The sequence below is a fragment of the Staphylococcus sp. HMSC070D05 genome (assembly GCF_001815595.1).
Taxonomy (GTDB): Bacteria; Bacillota; Bacilli; order Staphylococcales; family Staphylococcaceae; genus Staphylococcus; species Staphylococcus hominis.
Map to the genome: position 1 here is coordinate 64,507 of NZ_KV821145.1, position 22,250 is coordinate 86,756.

At 32.0% G+C, this 22,250-nt stretch carries 21 protein-coding genes and 1 riboswitch; of the genes, 12 read left to right on the forward strand and 9 right to left on the reverse strand.

Annotation, left to right across the window (positions count from 1 at the left end):
• Positions 1-4 precede the first annotated feature (4 nt).
• From pstA to cvfB, 4 genes are all read right to left on the reverse strand, one after another.
• A complete protein-coding gene (pstA, locus tag HMPREF3046_RS07500) occupies positions 5-925 on the reverse strand; it encodes a phosphate ABC transporter permease PstA (protein WP_002449903.1) in 921 nt (306 codons plus the stop codon).
• 1 nt (position 926) lies between these two features.
• Positions 927-1,853 carry a phosphate ABC transporter permease subunit PstC gene (pstC, locus tag HMPREF3046_RS07505; RefSeq protein WP_070718217.1) on the reverse strand — a complete coding sequence of 309 codons (927 nt, stop codon included), beginning with the start codon at positions 1,851-1,853 and terminating at the stop codon, positions 927-929.
• A 183-nt stretch (positions 1,854-2,036) separates the two neighbouring features.
• A complete protein-coding gene (locus HMPREF3046_RS07510; protein WP_070718220.1) occupies positions 2,037-2,987 on the reverse strand; it encodes a PstS family phosphate ABC transporter substrate-binding protein in 951 nt (316 codons plus the stop codon).
• A 234-nt stretch (positions 2,988-3,221) separates the two neighbouring features.
• Positions 3,222-4,118, reverse strand: a complete 897-nt coding sequence (gene cvfB / locus HMPREF3046_RS07515; RefSeq protein ID WP_070718222.1) for an RNA-binding virulence regulatory protein CvfB — start codon at positions 4,116-4,118, stop codon at positions 3,222-3,224.
• Positions 4,119-4,266: 148 nt separating this feature from the next.
• Between cvfB and HMPREF3046_RS07520 the strand changes: the two genes are divergently transcribed.
• The 9 genes from HMPREF3046_RS07520 (at position 4,267) to lysA (ending at position 14,611) form a co-directional block, all read left to right on the forward strand.
• Positions 4,267-5,871 carry an ABC-F family ATP-binding cassette domain-containing protein gene (locus HMPREF3046_RS07520; RefSeq protein WP_070718225.1) on the forward strand — a complete coding sequence of 535 codons (1,605 nt, stop codon included), beginning with the start codon at positions 4,267-4,269 and terminating at the stop codon, positions 5,869-5,871.
• Between the two features lie 271 nt (positions 5,872-6,142).
• Positions 6,143-6,318, forward strand: a riboswitch (Lysine riboswitch).
• 77 nt (positions 6,319-6,395) lie between these two features.
• Positions 6,396-7,601 (forward strand): aspartate kinase, encoded by a 1,206-nt coding sequence (locus HMPREF3046_RS07525; protein ID WP_176746079.1) that lies wholly within the window; start codon positions 6,396-6,398, stop codon positions 7,599-7,601.
• A 58-nt stretch (positions 7,602-7,659) separates the two neighbouring features.
• A complete protein-coding gene (locus HMPREF3046_RS07530; RefSeq protein WP_070718232.1) occupies positions 7,660-8,649 on the forward strand; it encodes an aspartate-semialdehyde dehydrogenase in 990 nt (329 codons plus the stop codon).
• A 1-nt stretch (position 8,650) separates the two neighbouring features.
• Positions 8,651-9,532, forward strand: a complete 882-nt coding sequence (dapA, locus tag HMPREF3046_RS07535; protein WP_070718235.1) for a 4-hydroxy-tetrahydrodipicolinate synthase — start codon at positions 8,651-8,653, stop codon at positions 9,530-9,532.
• Between the two features lie 2 nt (positions 9,533-9,534).
• Complete coding sequence (dapB, locus tag HMPREF3046_RS07540) at positions 9,535-10,260, forward strand: 4-hydroxy-tetrahydrodipicolinate reductase (RefSeq protein ID WP_070718238.1); 726 nt, start codon at positions 9,535-9,537, stop codon at positions 10,258-10,260.
• A 24-nt stretch (positions 10,261-10,284) separates the two neighbouring features.
• On the forward strand, positions 10,285-11,004 hold the full coding sequence (dapD, locus tag HMPREF3046_RS07545; RefSeq protein WP_070718240.1) for a 2,3,4,5-tetrahydropyridine-2,6-dicarboxylate N-acetyltransferase: 720 nt from the start codon (positions 10,285-10,287) through the stop codon (positions 11,002-11,004).
• A 108-nt stretch (positions 11,005-11,112) separates the two neighbouring features.
• Positions 11,113-12,264, forward strand: coding sequence for an amidohydrolase (locus HMPREF3046_RS07550; RefSeq protein WP_070718244.1), 1,152 nt, complete (start codon positions 11,113-11,115; stop codon positions 12,262-12,264).
• A gap of 6 nt (positions 12,265-12,270) precedes the next feature.
• On the forward strand, positions 12,271-13,344 hold the full coding sequence (locus HMPREF3046_RS07555; protein WP_070718246.1) for an alanine racemase: 1,074 nt from the start codon (positions 12,271-12,273) through the stop codon (positions 13,342-13,344).
• Between the two features lies 1 nt (position 13,345).
• Positions 13,346-14,611: a diaminopimelate decarboxylase gene (lysA, locus tag HMPREF3046_RS07560; RefSeq protein ID WP_070718249.1), complete on the forward strand. Its 1,266-nt coding sequence runs from the start codon at positions 13,346-13,348 to the stop codon at positions 14,609-14,611.
• Positions 14,612-14,944: 333 nt separating this feature from the next.
• On the opposite strand, the gene cspA is transcribed toward lysA, so the two are convergent.
• Both cspA and msaA read right to left on the reverse strand, forming a co-directional pair.
• On the reverse strand, positions 14,945-15,145 hold the full coding sequence (gene cspA, locus HMPREF3046_RS07565; protein WP_001831260.1) for a cold shock protein CspA: 201 nt from the start codon (positions 15,143-15,145) through the stop codon (positions 14,945-14,947).
• Positions 15,146-15,350: 205 nt separating this feature from the next.
• Positions 15,351-15,659 (reverse strand): regulatory protein MsaA, encoded by a 309-nt coding sequence (msaA, locus tag HMPREF3046_RS07570; RefSeq protein WP_070718252.1) that lies wholly within the window; start codon positions 15,657-15,659, stop codon positions 15,351-15,353.
• A gap of 167 nt (positions 15,660-15,826) precedes the next feature.
• Here msaA and HMPREF3046_RS07575 point away from each other — a divergent pair, with 167 nt between their 5' ends.
• The 3 genes from HMPREF3046_RS07575 to HMPREF3046_RS07585 are packed head-to-tail and all read left to right on the forward strand — an operon-like array spanning position 15,827 to position 17,918.
• Entirely contained in the window at positions 15,827-16,099 is a 273-nt protein-coding gene (locus tag HMPREF3046_RS07575) for an acylphosphatase (RefSeq protein WP_070718257.1), read from the forward strand.
• Between the two features lie 17 nt (positions 16,100-16,116).
• Positions 16,117-16,740, forward strand: coding sequence for a 5-bromo-4-chloroindolyl phosphate hydrolysis family protein (locus tag HMPREF3046_RS07580; RefSeq protein ID WP_070718259.1), 624 nt, complete (start codon positions 16,117-16,119; stop codon positions 16,738-16,740).
• A gap of 38 nt (positions 16,741-16,778) precedes the next feature.
• Entirely contained in the window at positions 16,779-17,918 is a 1,140-nt protein-coding gene (locus HMPREF3046_RS07585) for a toxic anion resistance protein (RefSeq protein WP_070718263.1), read from the forward strand.
• 56 nt (positions 17,919-17,974) lie between these two features.
• Here HMPREF3046_RS07585 and brnQ read toward each other — a convergent pair whose 3' ends face one another.
• From brnQ to HMPREF3046_RS07600, 3 genes are all read right to left on the reverse strand, one after another.
• Complete coding sequence (gene brnQ / locus HMPREF3046_RS07590) at positions 17,975-19,318, reverse strand: branched-chain amino acid-like transporter carrier protein BrnQ3 (RefSeq protein WP_070718266.1); 1,344 nt, start codon at positions 19,316-19,318, stop codon at positions 17,975-17,977.
• Positions 19,319-19,447: 129 nt separating this feature from the next.
• Positions 19,448-21,337, reverse strand: coding sequence for a vWA domain-containing protein (locus HMPREF3046_RS07595; protein WP_070718269.1), 1,890 nt, complete (start codon positions 21,335-21,337; stop codon positions 19,448-19,450).
• Positions 21,338-21,349: 12 nt separating this feature from the next.
• A complete protein-coding gene (locus HMPREF3046_RS07600; protein WP_070718271.1) occupies positions 21,350-22,141 on the reverse strand; it encodes an AAA family ATPase in 792 nt (263 codons plus the stop codon).
• Positions 22,142-22,250 lie beyond the last annotated feature (109 nt).

The following is a 22,250-nucleotide window of genomic DNA, read 5'->3' on the forward strand; positions in this document are numbered from 1 at the left end:
ATGCTTAATATTTTCTAGAAAATTTATTACGTAAGAAAATTGCTAAACCGTTCATTAATAATAAGATAACAAGTAATACGATAATACCTGCTGAAGCCACGTTTTGGAATTCAGCTTGTGGCATTTTAGCCCAAGTATAAATTTGAGTTGGTAAAGCAGTAAACATTGAGAATAAACCAGATGGTACTGCTAAGAAAATAGTTGGAATACCGATTAAGATTAATGGTGCTGTTTCACCTAATGCACGTGAAAGTGATAAAATAAATCCCGTTAAAATACCAGGTAAAGCAGCGGGTAAAACCACTTTTCTAATTGTTTGCCATTTATTTCCACCTAGACCATAAGATGCTTCTCTTACAGAATTAGGTACGGCACGAATCGCTTCCTGGCTTGAAACGATAATAATCGGTAAGATAAGTAATGACATTGTTAAAGCAGCAGCGATAACAGTATTTCCTAAAGATAATGATTCAATACCAGCGCCACGTACAAATAATGTTAAACCTAATAAACCAAATACAATTGAAGGCACACCAGCTAAGTTAGAAATACAAATTTTAACGAAACTTGTAAACATATTATCGCGTGCGTATTCTTCAAGATAAATAGCTGTACCAACGCCTAAGATAATAGAAATTGGGATAATAGTAATCATTAACCATAATGTACCAGCTAATGCGCCTTTAATCCCAGCTTGTGATGGTGTTGAAGATGAGAAACTTGTAAAGAATTCAGGTGTTAAATGTCCTACACCTTTTACAAGTGTTTGAATCAGTAGTGCTGCAAGAACGATTAAAGCAAATACGATACATGCAAAGAATAGCCATTTATTAAGACTATTTTTTTTATCGCGACTAGATAGGTTTTTTTCGACTTTATTTTTGTCAACTAAACCTTTAGCTCTTGGATCAGTCGTTGCTGTCATATTAATACTCCTCTCTATAACGCTTAGAAATCCAGTATGAAATTAAGTTCATAATTAATGTGAAGATGAACAATGTGAAACCAACTGCATAAATACTATAGTAAATATCTGAACCAAATGTCGCATCACCTGTAGCGATTTCAACAATATAACCTGTCATTGTTTGAATAGAGCTTGTTAATGTTAAAGATGATGTCGGTGAACTACCTGCAGCTAATGATACGATCATTGTTTCGCCAATAGCACGAGAAATACCAAGTACAATTGAAGCAACTACACCGGAAGCGGCAGCTGGTAATACGACTTTAGTTGCAACTTCAAATTTAGTTGAACCTAAACCAAAAGCACCTTCACGCATTTTATTAGGTACAGAAGCCATTGCATCTTCACTCATACTTGTAATAATTGGAACAATCATTATTCCAACCACGATGCCAGGACTGATAGAGTTAAAACTATCGAGTTGAGGTATAAATGTTCTTAACAAAGGTGTTACAAAAGTTAAAGCAAAGAAACCGAATACGATAGTTGGAATACCAGCTAAGATTTCAAGAATAGGCTTAATAATACGTCTTGCTTTATCGCTTGCATATTCACTCAAGTAAATTGCAGCGCCTAATCCGATAGGAACAGCCACTAAAGTACCAATGAAAGTGATTTTTAAAGTACCAAGAATTAATGCCCAAATACCATATTTAGGATCTGAACTTGTAGGGTTCCAATCTTTAGTAAAAAGAAAATCAGTAATTGAAACACGTGTAAAGAATGTGATTGTTTCAGTAATTAACGTAAATAATATACCGATAGTTGTTAAAATAGAGATGGCAGCAATAATCCCTAAAATAATTGGCACGATTTTATCAGAAAAACCGCCTTTTTTAGCGTTATTTTTAGCTATCATCTCTCTAACATTAGTGTTAGAAGCCATATATAACCCTCTCTTTTTATTTCTCCCAATAGATTTTAAAAAAAGAGCAGGAAATTATCAGGTAACGAATGAGTTCAAATTAATTTAAAGCACTTTAACAATCACCCATGTATATGTCCTGAACAACTCATGTAATTGTTACATGAGTTGTTAATTCCCAGCCCTTTATATTAATAATGATTATTATTTGTCAGAATCTTTTTTGTATTTATCTAATTCTTTAATTCCATCTTTATAAACTTTGCTTGGGGAAGCAACGTATCCAGCATCTTCAGCTGATTTACCTTTGTCATCTAAAGTGAATTTCAAGAATTCTCTCATAACATCATTATCTTCTAATGATTTTTCTTTAACATATAAGAATAATGGTCTACTTAAAGGATAAGAACCATCTTGGATAGTCTTTTTAGTAGGTTCTACAGATTTACCATCGTCACCTTTAATTTTAACTTCTTTTAATTTATCTTTATTTTGTTTATAGAAGTTATAACCGAAGTAACCAATACTTTCTTTGTTTTTCTCAACTGATTGAACGATAACGTTAGTATCTCCATTTTTTTGAGCTTTGATATCTTGTTTATCCATAACTTCTTCTTCCCAGAAGTCATAAGTACCATGACTTGAGTTTGGAGAGAAAGCTTTGATTTCTTTGTTAGGCCAGCTAGAATCTACATCTTTCCAAGTTTTAGCTTCGCCACTGTAGATTTTTTTCAGTTGATCTTTAGATAATTCTTTTACAAAGTCATTATCTTTATTAACAGCAACAGTTACACCATCTTGTGCAATTTTAAATTCTTTATATTTAATGTTTTTGTCTTCTAATTTTTGTTTTTCTTCATCTTTGATAGGTCTAGAAGCTTGTGAGAAGTCTGTTTCACCAGCGATGAATTTTTCAAAACCAGCACCAGTACCTGCTTGACCAGATGAAATAGTTGCGCTTGGATGATCTTTAGCCCATTTTTCATTTAATTTTTCAACGATTGGAGCAACAGTAGATGAACCTTCACCTTTTGCAGAACCTTCAAGATCTTTTCCATCTCCTGAACCACTGCCACCACTATTTCCACCGCCACATGCGCCTAAAAGAACAGTAGCACCTAAAACAGTTGTACCAACTAATTGCCATTTCTTCATTAAAACATCCTCCTAATTATAGATAACCCAAAATGTTATATGTATTTCTTACAATGCTTATATTACATACCTTTTGTTAATATAAAATAGAGTAATTGTAAATATTTTGTTAATTTATAAAAAAACTTATGTTTTATATAAATAAAATCCATAAAAAAACCACTGAAAGTGTTACCTTTCAATGGTTTTGAACTATCTATATAATATAGTAGAAACTCGTTTTTCATGAACTCATTATTCTTGAATAAGACTTTTACCTTTTTTAGTTAATGTGATTTTTCCGGTTTCAATATTTATAATTTTTCTTTTATATAAATGACCAATTGCACGTTTAAATGAACCTTTACTCATGTTGAATACTTCTTTAATTGCTTCCGGACTGGATTTATCCCAAAATGGAAGTTCACCATCATACTCTACTAACAAATCAAAGATAACTTGACCATCCTCATCTAAACGTTCATGTGCGAGTGGTAAGAATGAACCATTCAATTCACCTTTTTCATTATGCCCGATAATACGTACTTCTACAGCTTCGCCTAGTCTTGGCTCATGTTTACGTTCAGACTCATGTACAAACACTTTGTAACCATCCTCAGTTAATAAAAAAGTACCGATACGTAATAAACGATAAGGTCTTGCTTTTAATACTTGATTTTGCATATCATCATTAAATACAGGTGTAAACATTTTTTCCACAATTGTTTCACTAGCTAAACGTGCGAACATTTGATAATCTTTATCGATTCTTAATGTGACTAATACATAATCTCCTAATTGAGGCCATAATGATTTAACTTTAGGTAAATCTTCCCATGGAATAAGCACCTCTCTTGGTAAACCAACATCTACTCTTGCACCATCTCTATCTGTTTTTAACACTTTTGCAAAATCATATTTATCTTTTGTGATGTCAGGCATATTTTGAGTAGCAAATAATTCACCTGAACGGTTTGGATAAATGAAGAAACTATATTCTTCGCCAATTTCGAATTCATCTTCCTCATTGATTTCTGACTGATTTAACTTCACTTTTTCACCATTTGGTCCTTTTAATAAATAAGTAGAGCCTTCCAATCCAAGCACTTCTAGAAATTCAATTGAACCAACGATATCTTTGTCTAATGCCATAGTTGTCTCCTTTAAGCAGTGTATTTCTAAGTATTATAACATGAGTTTTGTAAAGTATCATTGACATAAATGATATAAGGTCGAATATAGGAACATTATATGATATAATTTTTTGCGTTAGATAAACGATGAATAAAGGAGTAAATGAATGTTACAAGTTACGGATGTAAGTTTACGTTTTGGTGATCGTAAACTATTTGAAGATGTAAATATTAAATTTACTGAAGGTAATTGTTATGGACTTATCGGTGCGAATGGCGCAGGTAAATCTACTTTCTTAAAAATCTTATCTGGAGAAATTGATTCACAAACAGGTCATGTTTCTCTTGGAAAAGATGAACGTTTAGCAGTATTAAAACAAGATCACTTTGCTTATGAAGATGAACGTGTATTAGATGTAGTTATAAAAGGTCATGAACGTCTATTTGAAGTGATGAAAGAAAAAGACGAAATTTATATGAAACCTGACTTCAGTGATGAAGATGGCATTCGTGCAGCTGAATTAGAAGGTGAGTTTGCTGAAATGAATGGATGGAATGCCGAGGCAGATGCAGCTTCCCTACTATCAGGACTTGGTATTACCCCAGATTTACATGACAAGCAAATGTCAGAGTTAGAAAATAATCAAAAAGTAAAAGTATTATTGGCACAAAGTTTATTTGGTGATCCAGATGTTTTATTACTCGATGAGCCTACCAATGGTCTTGATATCCCTGCCATTAGTTGGTTAGAAGATTTCTTAATTAATTTTGAAAATACTGTCATTGTAGTATCTCATGATCGTCATTTCTTAAATAATGTATGTACACATATTGCAGATTTAGATTTTGGTAAAATCAAAGTCTATGTTGGTAACTACGATTTTTGGTATCAATCAAGCCAACTTGCTCAAAAAATGGCTCAAGAACAAAACAAGAAAAAAGAAGAAAAAATTAAAGAATTACAAGACTTCATTGCTCGTTTCTCTGCAAATGCGTCAAAATCAAAACAAGCAACAAGTCGTAAAAAGCAATTAGAAAAAATTGAGCTTGATGATATTCAACCATCTTCAAGACGTTATCCTTACGTGAAATTCACCCCAGAAAGAGAAATTGGTAATGATTTATTAGTAGTTGATGGTCTCTCAAAAACAATTGATGGTGAAAAAGTTTTAGATAATATTTCATTTACTATGAACCCAAATGATAAAGCTATTTTAATTGGCGATAGTGAAATTGCTAAAACTACCCTACTAAAAATACTTGCTGGTGAAATGGAACCAGATGAAGGTTCATTTAAATGGGGTGTGACAACTTCATTAAGCTATTTCCCTAAAGATAATTCTGATTTCTTCGAAGGCGTAGATATGAATTTAGTTGAATGGTTACGTCAATATGCTCCTGAAGATGAACAAACTGAAACATTTTTACGCGGATTCTTAGGACGTATGCTATTTAGCGGTGAAGAAGTTAAGAAAAAAGCAAGTGTATTATCAGGTGGAGAGAAAGTACGTTGTATGTTAAGTAAAATGATGCTGTCAAGTGCCAATGTTTTACTACTCGATGAGCCAACGAACCATCTTGATTTAGAAAGCATTACAGCTGTTAACGATGGATTAGCTTCATTCAAAGGATCAATTATCTTTACTTCATATGACTTTGAATTTATTAACACAATCGCTAATCGCGTAATTGACTTAAACCAACCAGGTAGTTTATCTAAAGAACTGCCATATGAAGAATATTTAAAAGAAATTGGTGTGTTACAAAAATAAAATAACAGGATGTTAATAAAGCATTTTCTATTTTTAAAATTTAGAATATGCATAAAACTGTCGCTAAATAACGAACTTTAGCGACAGTTTTTTATAAAATACTATTATTTTTGAATTATTGTTATTAGTTATACAAATTACTTATTATTACTATCTGTTTTCTTTAATAGTAATATTACTTCAATAATTTTCAGTTTATTTCAAAAAATCACAATAATCTGTTTACAGTTAAAAGGTGCTTATGTATAATTAAAAACATAGTAATTGAATAAGAAATTGATGAGGCGCATCAATCATTAGTATATATTAGAACACTGTCTGCTACGGCTAATATAGAAAGGGTGCGATGCCGAAACGAATTGCAACCGCAGTAAGCGTTCGTTGGACTTTGTGGTTAAGAGCTGAGAGTTTGTCATTATTATTTAATAATGGAGTGCATCACTTGTATATAAATTACGAGCAAGTTCGCACATTCCGAACTTGCTCTTTTTTATGACGTGTGCCCCTAAATTCTAGGAGGTAAAATCTTGAAACGAAGTGTTTTGAAGTTCGGTGGTTCATCTGTCGCCGATTTTACAAAGATAAAAAATATTGCAGAAATGCTTAAACGCCGTGTAGATGACGATGAACAACTTATTGTTGTCGTAAGTGCTATGGGCAAAACAACAGATCAATTAATGGAAAATGTGTCTCATCTTACAACAGCTCCAAAAGATGAAGAACTTGCTCTATTATTAACAACTGGTGAACAACAAACAGTTTCTTATTTGTCGATGGTATTAAATGATATTGGCGTAAGTGCTAGAGCTATGACTGGATATCAAGCAGGTATCAAAACAGTAGGTCATCATTTAAAAAGTCGAATTGCAGCAATTAATCCTGAAACATTTAACAAGGAATTTAAAGACAAAGATGTTTTAGTTGTAGCAGGTTTCCAAGGAGTGAACGACGAATTAGAGTTAACTACGCTTGGTCGTGGTGGTTCAGATACGACTGCTGTTGCATTAGCAGCTAGTAATCAAGTCCCTTGTGAAATTTACACGGATGTTGAAGGCGTGTATGCTACTGATCCAAGAATTTTGAGTGAAGCGAAACGTTTAGATTATGTGTCTTATGAAGAAATGATGGAAATGAGTGCTTTAGGTGCTGGTGTATTAGAAACAAGAAGTGTAGAACTTGCTAAAAATTATGACATCCCCTTGTATTTAGGTAGAACGTTATCAAATGTGAAAGGAACATGGATTATGCCAAGAACAGAAATATTAGAAAAAAAAGCCGTAACTGGAGTTGCATTAGATACACATATGATGCATGTAACAATTAGTTATCCTCTTCCAGATAATCGCCTTCTAACTCAATTATTTACTGCTTTAGATGAAGGTTCAGTTAATGTGGATATGATTTCTCAAATTGTAAATGTTGAAGGTTTACAACTATCTTTTTCTATTAAAGATAGTGATGCACAACAAATTTCAAGTATCTTAGAGGAACTTTCTACAACATTTGATGCATTAGATTATAAAATTAATGAAGCATATGTCAAAATTTCGTTAATTGGTTCAGGAATGCGTGATATGTCTGGTGTAGCTTCAAAAGCATTTATTACGTTAATTAATTCTAATATTCCATTTTATCAAACAACAACTTCTGAAATTAGTATTTCTTATGTTATTGATGCAGAAAATGGAAATAAAGCGGTTGAAGTTCTATACGATGCTTTTGATATTTAAACTTAAGTTTAAATAAGTAATTCAAAATTCAATTAATATTTAAATGGAGTGATTCTTTATGACAAGATTAGCAGTAGTTGGAGCAACAGGATTAGTCGGAACAAAAATGCTAGAAACAATTGATCGTAAACATATTCAATTTGATGAGTTAGTATTATTCTCATCAGCAAGATCAGCAGGTAAAGAAATTGAGTTCCAAGGGAAAACATATATAGTTCAAGAACTTACAGAAGAAGCAGCAAGTGAAAAATTTGATTACGTGCTAATGAGTGCAGGTGGCGGAACAAGCAAACAATTTGCCCCTATTTTTGAAAAAGCTGGAGCAATTGTTATTGATAATTCAAGTCAATGGCGTATGACAAACGATGTAGATTTAATTGTACCAGAAGTTAACCAACCAGAATTTAAACGTGGTATCATTGCCAATCCTAACTGCTCAACCATTCAGTCGGTCGTGCCACTTAAAGTTTTATACGATGCTTTTGGATTAAAACGTGTAGCTTATACAACATATCAAGCAGTTTCAGGTTCAGGAGTTAAAGGTAAGAGAGATTTAGCTGAAGGTGCTAATGGTAAAGCTCCAGAAGCTTATCCACATCCTATTTATAATAATGTTTTACCACACATTGATGTTTTCTTAGAAGATGGATATACAAAAGAAGAGCAAAAAATGATTGATGAAACACGAAAAATTTTGGGACAACCTGACTTACGTGTAACTGCAACATGTGCACGTGTACCTGTTCAAGATAGTCATAGCGTAGAAATTGATGTCACTCTTGATAAAGAAGCAACAGTCCAAGAAATTAAAGATTTATTTGAAAACGATAATCGTGTTGTTTTAGTAGATAATCCTGAAAATAATGAATATCCTTTAGCTATTAATTCAACAGGTAAAGATGAAGTGTTTGTAGGTAGAATTCGTCGGGATGACTCACTTGATAATACTTTCCATGTTTGGTGTACTTCAGATAACCTACTTAAAGGTGCAGCTTTAAATGCAGTTCAAGTGTTAGAACAAGTCATTAAATTAAAAGGAGCTAGATAATATGGCACATATTTTTGAAGGTGTAGGTGTAGCGCTTGCTACTCCATTTACTAATAATGAAGTTGACTATAAAGCATTAGAACAACATGTTCAATTTTTACTAGATAATAATGTTAAAGCAATTATTGTAAACGGTACTACAGCAGAGAGCCCTACTTTAACTGAAGAAGAGAAAGAAAAAGTACTTCAAGCAGTGATTAAACAAGTTAATCATCAAGTGGCTGTTATCGCTGGAACTGGTACAAATAATACAGCCAAATCTATTCAAGCTTCATTACGTGCTAAAGAATTAGGTGTAGATGGTATTATGTTAATCACACCTTACTATAATAAAACGAACCAACGTGGCTTAATTAAACATTTTGAAACCATCGCAAATGAAGTTAAGTTACCTGTTGTTTTATATAATGTACCTTCAAGAACGAATATGACAATTGATCCTGAAACAGTCGAAACATTAAGTCATAATGATTACATTGTAGCTATTAAAGATGCTACAAATGACTTTAACTATTACGAAGAAGTGAAAAAACGTATTCATCAAGATGAATTTGCTCTTTACAGTGGTAATGATGATAATGTCGTAGAATTCTATAATCGCGGAGGTAATGGCGTAATTTCTGTCATTGCTAACGTTATTCCGAAAGAATTTCAAGCACTTTATGATGCAAAACAACATGGGAAAGAAATTGAGAAGGACTTTGAACCGATTGGTCAATTGTTAGAAGCCCTTTCAGTTGATGTCAACCCTATTCCAATTAAAGCTCTAACAAGTCATTTAGGATTTGGAAATTATGAATTAAGATTACCTTTATTACCATTAGAGAAAGAAAAAGCAAATGTATTAGTGAATGCTTATAAAGCATTTAAAGCGGAGGAATAAAAATGAAAATTTTACTCATTGGATATGGCACAATGAATCAACGTGTTGCCAGATTAGCAGAAGAAAAAGGTCATGAGATTGTTGGTACAATTGAGCCAGAAGACCATCAACATTCACCATATAAAGCTTATCATCATATTGCAGACGCGCAAAATGAAGCCGATGTGGCGATCGACTTCTCTAATCCTAATCTATTATTACCTTTATTAGATGAAGATTTTGAATTACCTTTAGTGATTGCTACTACTGGTGAAAAAGAAAAACTGATTCAAAAATTAGAACAATTAAGCGAGCGTATGCCTGTTTTCTTCAGTGCAAATATGAGTTATGGCATCCATGCATTAACTAAAATTCTAGAAGCAGCTGTTCCCCTTTTACAAGATTATGATATTGAGTTAACTGAAGCTCATCATAATAAAAAAGTGGATGCGCCAAGTGGCACACTAGTCAAACTTTATGATGTTATTAAAGAATTACGTGAAAATGTAACGCCTGTTTACGATCGACATGAGCGAACTGAAAAACGTGAAAAAGATGAAGTCGGTATTCATTCAGTTCGTGGCGGTACAATTGTAGGCGAACATGATGTTTTATTTGCTGGCACAGATGAAACAATTACCATTTCTCATAAAGCACAATCTAAGGATATTTTTGCAAATGGCGCAATTACAGCTGCTGAAAAATTAAATACAAAATCAAATGGTTTCTATACATTTGACAACTTATAAAATAACTTAAGGAGATTCTAAACTATGGTACAACACTTATCTGCACAAGAAATTATTCAATATATTAGTGAAGCTAAAAAATCAACACCATTAAAAGTATACGTAAATGGACAATTCAATGACGTCACTTTTCCTAATACATTTAAAGTATTCGGATCTGATGATTCAAAAGTAATATTCTGTGAAGCTGATGATTGGAAAACATTTTATGAAACTAATCAATCACATATTACTGACTTAGAAATTGAAATGGACCGTCGTAATTCTGCTATTCCTTTAAAAGACTTAACCAATACAAATGCACGTATTGAACCAGGTTCATTCATTCGTGAACAAGCTATTATCGAAGACGGTGCCGTTGTAATGATGGGAGCAACAATCAATATTGGCGCTGTTGTAGGTGAAGGTACTATGATTGATATGAATGCAACATTAGGTGGTCGTGCGACAACAGGTAAAAATGTTCATGTAGGTGCCGGTGCAGTATTAGCCGGTGTTATTGAGCCACCTAGTGCTTCTCCAGTAGTCATCGAAGATAATGTATTAATTGGTGCAAACGCAGTTATTCTAGAAGGTGTAAGAGTTGGCGAAGGCGCTATTGTAGCTGCTGGTGCTATCGTGACTCAAGATGTTCCTGCTGGTGCGGTTGTAGCTGGTACACCTGCTAAAGTCATTAAACAAACATCTGAAGTTCAAGACTCTAAACGAGAAATCGTTGCAGCGTTAAGAAAATTAAATGATTAATGACAAACTTGAATAATTGAATGCTAAAGGCTGGGACAACATGTTCTCAGCCTTTACGATTAAATGAATACATAAGCTGAATAATAAATGAATAAAGGATTGATTAAGATGAGCGAATTAGAATTTGTCACACAACATAGAAGACACTTACATCAACATCCAGAATTAAGTCTTCATGAATTTGAGACAACTCAATATATTACTCGATTTCTAGATGAATTAAATGTATCTTACGAACAACCTCTTGAAACGGGCGCTATTGCATATTTAGAAGGTAATAGTGACCATACCATTGCGTTTCGTGCAGACATTGACGCCCTACCCATTTTTGAGGAAAATAATGTTAATTATCGTAGTCAAACAGATAATGTGATGCATGCTTGTGGTCACGATGGTCATACAACAGCATTGATGTTATTTGTTAAACGATGTAAAGCGATGGCTGATCAACATCAATTACCTCATAATGTCGTATTTATCTTCCAACCAGCTGAAGAAACAGGCGGAGGTGCAAATCGCTTAATTAAAGCGGGAGCTTTTAATCAATACCCTATTGAAGCAGTATTTGGCATTCATGTAAATCCTTTCGCTGACGAAGGACAAGTCGTGATACGAGATGAAGAAATTACAGCAAGTGCTACTGAATATCGTTTTTTCCTAAAAGGATTATCTAGTCATGTAGCTGATAAAGAGCAAGGTCATTCATGTGGCGAAGCACTGATTCATGTTTTAAATCAAGTTGGTCAAATACAGCAATATCATTTAAATGGACTAAAACGTAATATTATTCATATGGGTCACTTTAATGCAGGCGAAGCAATTAATACGGTGCCTAGTAATGGTTATTTAGAAGGAACTATTCGTACTTATGATGCCACTGATTTAAATATTGTGAAAAATCAAATGAATAAAATTGCAAAAAGTGTGAAATTATTATTCAATGTTGATTGTGAAGTCAAATTTGAAGAAGGATATCCTGCTACAATGAATAGTCCTAAACTACGTCATATCGTTGAACAATCTATTCTATCTGCTAATTTAGAAGTTATTGAAAAACCTCTGCCATTTTTATTCGGCGAAGACTTTAGTTTTTATGTCCAACAATTAGCACCATCTTACTTTGCATTTGTAGGAACTCGAAATGAAGATAAAGGGTTTATCACAGGCCTACATACATCACATTTAAATTTTGACGAAAAAGTGCTTATTGATGTTGCGAATTACTATGAACAAATATTGAAATATTATGGAAAGGAGTAAATTAAAGTGACAGCAGTTTGGTCAGTTGATTCAAAAATCTTTTTAAGAAATGCAACTAAAGTAAAGAATAATCAATCAATAATGGCAGTTGTAAAAAATAATGCTTATCATTATGGATTAGAGTTTGCAGTAAGAACATTTTTAGAAGCAGGTATCAATACATTTAGTACTACTTCTTTAAAAGAAGCAGTGAGAGTTCGTAAACTTGCGCCTCATGCTACAATCTTTTTAATGAATGCAGTTTATGACTTTGATACAGTTCGAAATAATAATATTCAAATGACGCTTCCCTCTTTAGAATATTATTATCAGTACAAAAGCGAATTAAAAGATATTAATGTTCACTTAGAATTTGAAAATTTACTCCATCGTTCAGGTTTCAAAAATCTTGATGAAATTAAAGAAGTACTTCATCATCATGAAAATGATAATGAAAGTGAAATGAATATCGTTGGCCTATGGACGCATTTTGGGTATGCAGATGAATTTGATGTTCCAGAATATGGGATTGAACGGGAAGCATGGTTAAACGTCGTTAATACATTATTAAATGAAGGATACCAATTTAAACTTATCCATGCGCAAAATAGTGCAAGTTATTATCGCGAAGGACAACAACTTCTTCCCTATCATACACATGCACGTGTAGGTATCGCTTTATATGGTTCAAGACCATATAGCAAATTAGATGAACATGAGATTGAACAAGCCTTAACCGTAAAAGGAAATGTAATTCAAGTTCGTGAAGTAAATAAAGGGGATTATTGTGGTTATAGTTTTGCATTTGAAGCAACGCATAATCATACACATCTTGCAGTTGTTGATATTGGCTATGGTGATGGTATTTTAAAAAAACGTGCAACACACGAAGTATTAATTAATGGTAAACGTTACCCTATTCGAGCATTAATGATGAGTCATATGTTTGTTGAAGTCGATGATGATGTTCATGCACAAGATGAAGTGATACTATATAATAATGATATACGCATTGATGAATACACATTCAAAGGTGTTGGCGCTAATTCAGAACAACTTAGTGCGATGAATCATAATTCTCTTATAAAGGAGTTTAGATAAAATGTCAGTTAAATATAATGATTACGGTGAATTAACAATGGCGGGTACAAGTTTGAAAACACTAGCTCAAAGTTTTGGTACGCCTACCATTGTTTATGATGAAGATGAAATTCGCAATCAAATGCGTCGATTTCATAATGCTTTTCAAAAAAGTGGATTAAAATACAATATTTCATATGCTTCTAAAGCCTTTACTTGTATTCAAATGGTAAAGTTAGTTCAGGAAGAAAACTTACAATTAGATGTCGTATCTGAAGGCGAACTTTACACAGCATTAGAGGCTAAATTTGATCCTAGTCGCATCCACTTCCATGGCAATAATAAAACGAAACGTGAAATACAATATGCTTTAGAAAGTGGCGTTGGCTACTTTGTTATTGATTCTTTAGAAGAAATTGAATTAATCGATCGCTATGCAAGTGATACAGTTAATGTTGTCATTCGTGTGAATCCTGGAGTAGAGGCCCATACACATGAATTTATTCAAACTGGTCAAGAAGATAGTAAATTTGGTCTTTCAATTCGCCATGGTCTTGCAATTCAAGCAGTTGAAAAAGTCAAAGCATCAAAACACCTTCATTTAAAAGGAATACATTTCCATGTAGGATCACAAATTGAGGGTACTGAAGCTATGATTGAAACAGCTAAAATTGTTTTAAATTGGCTTAATGAGCATCATATCCAAGTTGAATTACTTAACTTAGGTGGCGGTTTTGGTATTAAATATGTCGAAGGTGACGTAAGCTTCCCTATTGAAGAAGGTATTGCTGAAATTACAGATGCGATTAAATTTGAATCAGAAAAATTAAACTACGATGTTCCTGAAATTGGTATTGAACCAGGACGTTCAATTGTTGGCGAAGCGGGTATTACTTTATATGAAGTTGGAACAATTAAAGACATTCCTGAAGTAAATAAATATGTTTCTATTGATGGTGGTATGAGTGATCATATTAGAACTGCTTTATATGGAGCCAAATATCAAGCATTACTTGTAAATCGTCATGAGAAGGCAGACGAAACGGTAACCATTGCCGGAAAGTTATGTGAATCTGGAGATATTATTATTCGAGAGGCTATGCTACCTTCTTCTGTAAAACGTGGCGATTATTTAGCCATTTTATCTACTGGCGCATATCATTACTCTATGGCATCTAATTATAATCAAATGCAGAAACCACCTGTTTTCTTCTTAAAAGATGGAAAAGCACGTGAAGTTATTAAACGTCAATCATTACGTCAATTAATAATTAATGATACAAAATAAAGAGAAAGTTTTTATGCTTATTACCCGTTAATGTTGCACCATGATGATATCTGAATTCATTGAATTCAAATATCAAGAATTGTTTTAACTGAAGATAAAATATGTTGCTGAGATTCTTGAAGGAACAGGAGAAGCTGAAGACTACAGGATGAAGCTGCCCTTTAAGAAAGTAAGAAAACAACAGAAAGTATCATAAATAAAGAAGCCAGTAAATAAGTTTTAAAACTCATTTACTGGCTATTTTTCTGGGATTATGTCCCAGCCTCATTTATATATAAAAAACACCCTACATCTTGGTAAGGTGTTACTAAAGTCAATTTTGCAATCTATAAATTATAGTTTAACAACGTTTGCAGCTTGAGGACCGCGATCGCCTTCAACTACTTCAAACTCAACTGATTGACCTTCTTCTAATGATTTATAACCTTCTTGGTTAATTGCTGAGAAGTGTACGAATACATCGTTTTCTCCTTCAACTTCGATGAAGCCAAAACCTTTTTCAGCGTTAAACCATTTAACTGTACCTTGTTTCATAATTGTGAAACCTCCAAGACTAAAATTCATTCAATATGCGTTATTCGCATATTACAAAAAATACGTGTTATAAATATGTATAAATAACAAAATGCTATTAATCAATATTACATATATTCTTTGCAATATGGAATAAAACTATTGCTTGGTAACTATTATATGTTAATTTGAACTAAATTGCAATATAATTATAGAAAATTCTCTTTTAATTAATTTTTGGTAGATTATAAAAAACTTCTTTATTATTTAAAACAATAAAACTATAAAATATTTGTAAATCTTCATCACAATCTTCACAAAAATTTAAATCACAATTGTTATAAAATGCATAAATATTATATTTCCCAATAACATAATTATTATAATATTTTTTACTTTTTTTAATAATTGATTGATAATCTTCTAACATTTCTTCATAGCTACTATAATGATGTTGTTCTACGATTTTTTCTGTCCAGTCGCTAAATAACCACCATCCCTCGTAGTCAGCACGAATCTTTGCAACTGTCCACATGACTAAGTCCCCTCTCAAATTAAAACTCTAATAAATATTGTAACTTTTTTTTAGACGAATTCAAGCTTAAAGACTTCGTTCTTTTAATTGAGATAGAGATGATATGTATATTAATTATTAGTTTTTTGTAGGAAAAATACGTATAATATAATTAAGAGGTGATAATGATGCAACATAAACATATACAAGTATTTGGAACTGTCCAAGGTGTAGGGTTCCGTCATCATACTGAATTAATTGCAAAAAAACTTGATATATTTGGTACTGTTCAAAATGTTGAGGGTTATGTAGATATATATGCTCAAGGTGACGAGGAACAAATAAAATCGTTTATTGATAAAGTGATTGCTGGTGCTTCTCCTGCATCTTCAGTTTCTGATTATAGTATTGAAAATTTAGACACAACAAATAGATACTCAGAATTTAAAACGATTTATTAAATAAAGGAAGATGACTATTGAGATATAACCTTTCTCGGCTTCTGGGTGTTTTAGTAGGAATTCCAATAGCTATTATCTCATGGGTGACAAGTGTATTTGGATTTGATTTATCCTTTATACTTGATGCCCTAATAGGTATTGGAATGTTTTTTGTATCTTATTTTCCTACTCAAAGATTAACATCCAAAAAATATTTAAATGAAATTGGATTATCACGTAGAGACTATCGTTTTGTTAATCAGCAACTCAATCAAGCACATAATAAAATTCGTAATATTTTAAAATCATATATTAATATCAGATCGATTAAAGATTTTCGTCAAATTAATGATATTTATAAAATTTCTAAGTCTATTCATTTTGCTGTTAAACAGAGACCTTCATCATTCTTCAAGGTAGAAAGTTTCTTTTATTCGCATATAGATAATGCACTAAATTTAATTGATGCATATACCCGTTTATCTAAAATGCCAAAAAAATCTGCTAAAGAAAAGCAAAAATTAGAGCAAACACGTATTACTTTAGATGAAGTGAAACGTACACTGATTGCAGATTTAAAAAGACTTAATGAAGATGATTATGAACGTTTAGATATTGAAATGGAACTTAATCGGTTACAACAAAAACGATATAAAAAATAATAATTTAAAGTTAAGATAAGAATGGAGAGAATTTTTAAATGAATCAAAAAGACCAATTTATTAACTCACATCCATTAGATGATTACATAGATCATCAAACGCATGATGTTTCAACTCAAAATGTTAAGCAAGACTTTGAACAACAATTTAACGAACAAGACTTAAAAAAAATTGATTCAATTAGCCAACAAATCAAACCATTAGATAGTGAAGGCCTATTATCTTTTGGGACACATTTACAACAGAACATGTCTCAATTTTCACATCAAATGTTAGATGAAGTTCAATCGAAAGATGTAGGTCCTATTGGTGATACTTTAAATCAATTAATGTCTAAGTTAAGAGAAGTTAATCCTGATGACTTGAATCAAGACAATCAATCTAAACTTAAACGTTTATTTAGACGAACAAAAGCTTCAATAAACGAAGTATTCTCTAGAATGCAATCAGTAAGTTCACAAGTTGATAGAATCACCATTCAATTGGATAAGCATAAAGGAAATTTAACTAAAGACATTCAGTTACTCGATCATCTTTATGAACAAAATAAAGTATATTTTGATGATGTTTCTCTATATATTGCTGCTGCACAGCGTAAAAAACAAGAAATAAATGCTAGTGAATTACCTAAATTGCGTCAACATGCAGAACAAACTGGTAATCAAATGGATATTCAAAATGTCGCTGATATGGAGCAATTTGTTGATCGATTAGATAAAAAAATTTATGACTTACAATTATCACGTCAAATTGCAATTCAAACAGCGCCGCAAATTCGTATGATTCAAAATGTGAATCAAGCATTAGCTGAAAAAATTCAAAGCTCTATTCTCACAAGTATTCCTTTATGGAAAAATCAGATGGCTATTGCACTCACTTTAATGAGACAAAAAAATGCTGTAACAGCTCAACGTGCAGTTACTGATACAACTAATGACTTGCTTACTCGAAATGCAGCTATGCTAAAACAAAATGCAATTGAAACGGCTACTGAAAATGAACGTGGTATCGTAGATATTGAAACGCTTAAAGCAACTCAAAATGACATTATTGAAACGATTGAACAAACACTTCAAATTCAATATAATGGACGTCAAAAACGTCAACAAGCTGAAAGAGAATTATCACAACTTGAGAATGAATTGAAAGAACAATTACTTACTATGAAAAAAGAATAGATAAAATTAAAACACCGATTACTCTCATTTAAAAAAGTAACCGGTGTTTAGTATATCTATTCCTTTTGATAAACAATATACGATTGATTTATAAATTTAGATACGATATACCCTATTATGATTGAAATAATAGCTATAGGTAACCATTCTAAGGAATATTGCTTAAGGGGTAAATGATTTATAACATTTAATTTTATTAAACCTAACGTATTTATTGTACTTACAATTGAAACAAGACTGACAATGATAATAGGTATTTGTTGCGCAATAGGTTTAGTTGGAATAAAACGCGCAAGTAAGATTAAAATAATCATAGTAATGACTACAGGATAAATAATACTTAATACGGGAACAGACATGTTTATAACAGAATTTAATCCTAAATTAGCCAATATAAAACTGATAATTGTAAAACCTATAACATATACCTTATAACTAATTTTTGAAAATATACTATTAAAGTATTGACTCACAGATACAATAAGTCCACAAGCTGTAGTTAAACAAGCTAAAGCAACAATAATACCTAGTAAGTATTTTCCTAGAACGCCAAAGCCATTTGTAGCCATTGTAGTAAGTAAATAAGTTCCTATATTTTGATTTTTAGCCATTAGAGATGTAATCGTATTTTGACTTATTTCCATATGATTACCAATATAACCTAAAGAAACATATATAAAAATTAATGCTAAGGCGGCAATAAACCCAGCTATAACTGTTTGTTTAAATATTTGATTGGTGTGTTTAACTCCTGTTGCTTTAATGGCATTAACTACAATCATTGAAAATGCAATTGCTGCAATTGCATCCATTGTTAAATACCCTTCAATAAAGCCGTGTGAAAAACTTTCTATATTTGAAGAATATATTTCTGGATTTCCATGAGATGAACCGTGTCCCTTATAATCTACAAATCCTTTAATAATCATAGCCAAAATTGTAATTAATAATAAAGGAGTTAATAAAGATCCAATTCGATCTACTATTTTACCAGGATTAATACATAAATATAAAACAATAATAAAATAAATAAGTGTAAAAATGAATAAAGACATATTACTATTTGAATGAGTAATGGGTGTAATAGTCATTTCAAAAGACGTAGATGCAGTACGTGGTATAGCAAATAGAGGTCCAATGGTTAAATAAATAATAATTAGAAAGACAACTGAAAATCTTGGTGACAGTTTATTAAAGGCACCAATATATCCTTGTTTATCAAGTGCCCCAACGACTACTCCAAGTAATGGTAGGCCTATTCCAGTCAAACAAAAAGCTAAAATTGCTGGCCAGAAATAGGCACCACTTTCTTGTCCTAAATTAGGAGGAAAAATTAGATTACCTGCACCAAAAAACATAGCAAATAGTGTAAAGCCGATAATCCAAGTATGTTTATTCATAGAATTGCTCCTTTTTATGTATATGTTTGCAATATTTAACATTCTAGCACAAAAAGAATTTACAAGTCTATGTATGTCACAAAAATTTGAATATTATAAATCAATATACAGTTTAATTATTAATTATGATTAGAAAGATTTTAATAATAATTTTTTTAGCAACGGTGATAAGTGGCTTGGTAAATTTTCAACACCTTCTACAAATAATGCAAATTGTCCATAAATATTATGAATGGTTTCTTCAATATCTTCAGTAATAGGATCTTGGCTTAAAAAGACATTAAATACTTCGATTCCAAACTTACGCGCCATTTCCACAGCTTCATACGTATCTAAAATACCGTCTTGAGCATAGTTATATGCTGAAGGTTCCCCATCTGAAAAGATAATTAAGAAACGTTGTTGATGACTTCTTCTTAATAAACGTTCACTTGCAATTCGTATAGCTACACCATCTCTATTATCATCTTGAGGATGTAACGACATAATACGTGGTCCACTTTTTTCCATGATTGAACGATCGTAATGAACGATTTCATCAATGATATTAGGTTGTTTTCGATCATCAGAGTCAAAAGCATCTTCATTAAAAGCAAGTATCTCATGTTTAACGTTGAGTGCTTTTAATGTTTCATGAAATAATACGACGCCTTTAATCGTTTCTTCCATTTTATCAAACATACTAGCAGATACATCAATCAGTAATGTAAAAGTCGCATCGAATGTTTTACTAAGATCTTGTTTTTTATAAAACAATTTATATTGATCATCAATAAACCAATTGGTTAAATCACGTTGAAGACGACCCTTAGTCAAATTATGACGTTCGTCAACGTGTTCTCTATCGATAGTTTTCTTTATAATTTGAATTAAATCTTTAGTTTCAAATTGTACTTCATGTTTAACTTGTTGGTAGCTTGAAATATACTCTGGCTCTATATCAGGAACTTTCCACTCTATTTCGACATTTTCATTAATCCCACGTAAAGCAAATGATGGATTAGAACCTATAGAACCGCCTTCATCACGATCAAGTGAATGATTAGAGCCACGTCCTTTTTTTGTCATCATATCTGTCATATCATCAGTTGAATCACCTTCACGTGCAGTGTCGTTATCACTCATAACATCACTATTCTCACCTTCATGTAATTCCATTTCAAGATAAGCGCCACCTTCAGATTTACTATCTTGAGCGTTTGTTTCAGCTTCGGCTGATGTAGTGTCAGTTTCTTCATTTGTATTATCTTGTCCATCAACGTTACTTGCATCAATACGTTTAATATCCTCGTAAGACATTTCGTGAATAGCTTCATATACCTTTCTAGGAAGGTGATAATATTCATTTAACATATCATGTGATAACATTTCATCGATTTGGAACATGATACGTTGTGCAAGATACATATTATCTTCAGATGATTCATTTTGGAAAAAATCAGGTAAATATTGAAACATGTGATTTAATATGTCATCTAATTGTGGATGTATCGTGGGTATATCAAAGAAGTTTTGACTTAAAAATGCACGCTCTAAATATAAGAAAAGTAAATCCGTATATACCGTTTTTGTTTTATAGAATTTAATTTGTGATTCTGTATAAGATAATCGAGTTTTTACTCTTAAATCAATTTGTTTAGCAGTGCTAGGACGATCCTCTTTAATAAAATTAAAAACACGCATATCTTCTAGCAATCTAAATAGTTGATGATAAAATTTGGGATGGTTAAATTCATCATCATGAAGAACTTCATTTACGATAGCTTCGTCCATCATTTTAAAACCGTATGCAGCGAGCATGACATCTGTTTTTAATCCTGCACTTTCAATGTCTTTTGGACGATGAGACCAAAACCAACTTGTAATTAAAGTATTATTAATAGGATCATAATAAGGGAACTTTTGAATTTTTACTTTAGTTTGTTCGTTTTTCAGTAGTAAGCGCGCTAAATCTTGTAACATCATGACTTGCTTAGCATCTAGCTGCTCATCATTAAATTTTATAAAACGATCACTCATAATAATCCCTCTCTAAAAGTTTAGTTCGATTGCATTTCTGATGGCTTGTTGTTCGCGTTCATCTTCAAGTTTATCGATAATTGTACGCTTAATTGCTCTCTCTATTGGCATAACTGTAATTAAATCACTTAAGTCAATTAACGCACGAATACTAGCTGCTTCTTCTGAAATTTGCCCTTGTTTTGACATTGTACGTAAGTCTTCATTAAATTTAATGATTTTTTCTATTATATCATCATCTTGAAGTTGGCTTTGTTGTTTAATGACATCTTTAAGAATATCTCCCCCAATGTAATCAACTTGTATGACAATAAAGCGATTTTTTAATGCTTCATTCATTGGTAATGTACCAACATAGCCTTCATTTATCGCAGCAATTACATTGAATCCAGGGGCTGCTTTAATTACTTCTCCAGTAAAAGGATTGGTTAACTGACGTCTATAGTCTAATACGCCATTTAAAATAGGTAATGTCTCAGGTTTAGCCATATTGATTTCATCAATATATAAGATATGCCCTTCTCGCATGGCTTTTATAACTGGGCCGTCAATAAAAATAATTTCTTGTTGACCTTGTTCATTTGTTTTTATTGTTTTAAAACCTAATAAGCTCTCTGCGTCTAAATCAACAGAACAGTTAACTTGATGCATCGGCGTTTGGACCACTTCACTTAAAGTTTCAGCTAATCGTGTTTTTCCAGAGCCTGTAGGGCCTTTTAATAAAATATTTTTATTTAAATTAAACAATGCTTTTGCATCATTGAATACAGATTGATCTGAATTGATATAATGATTATTTGGCATTTTAATATTCTCCTTTATAAGATGAAAAATAGACCAAGAGCGTGTATAAATATATAGATATTGGTACATCACTCTGAGTCTTAATTTAATCGTTATCTTTTAGAAATTG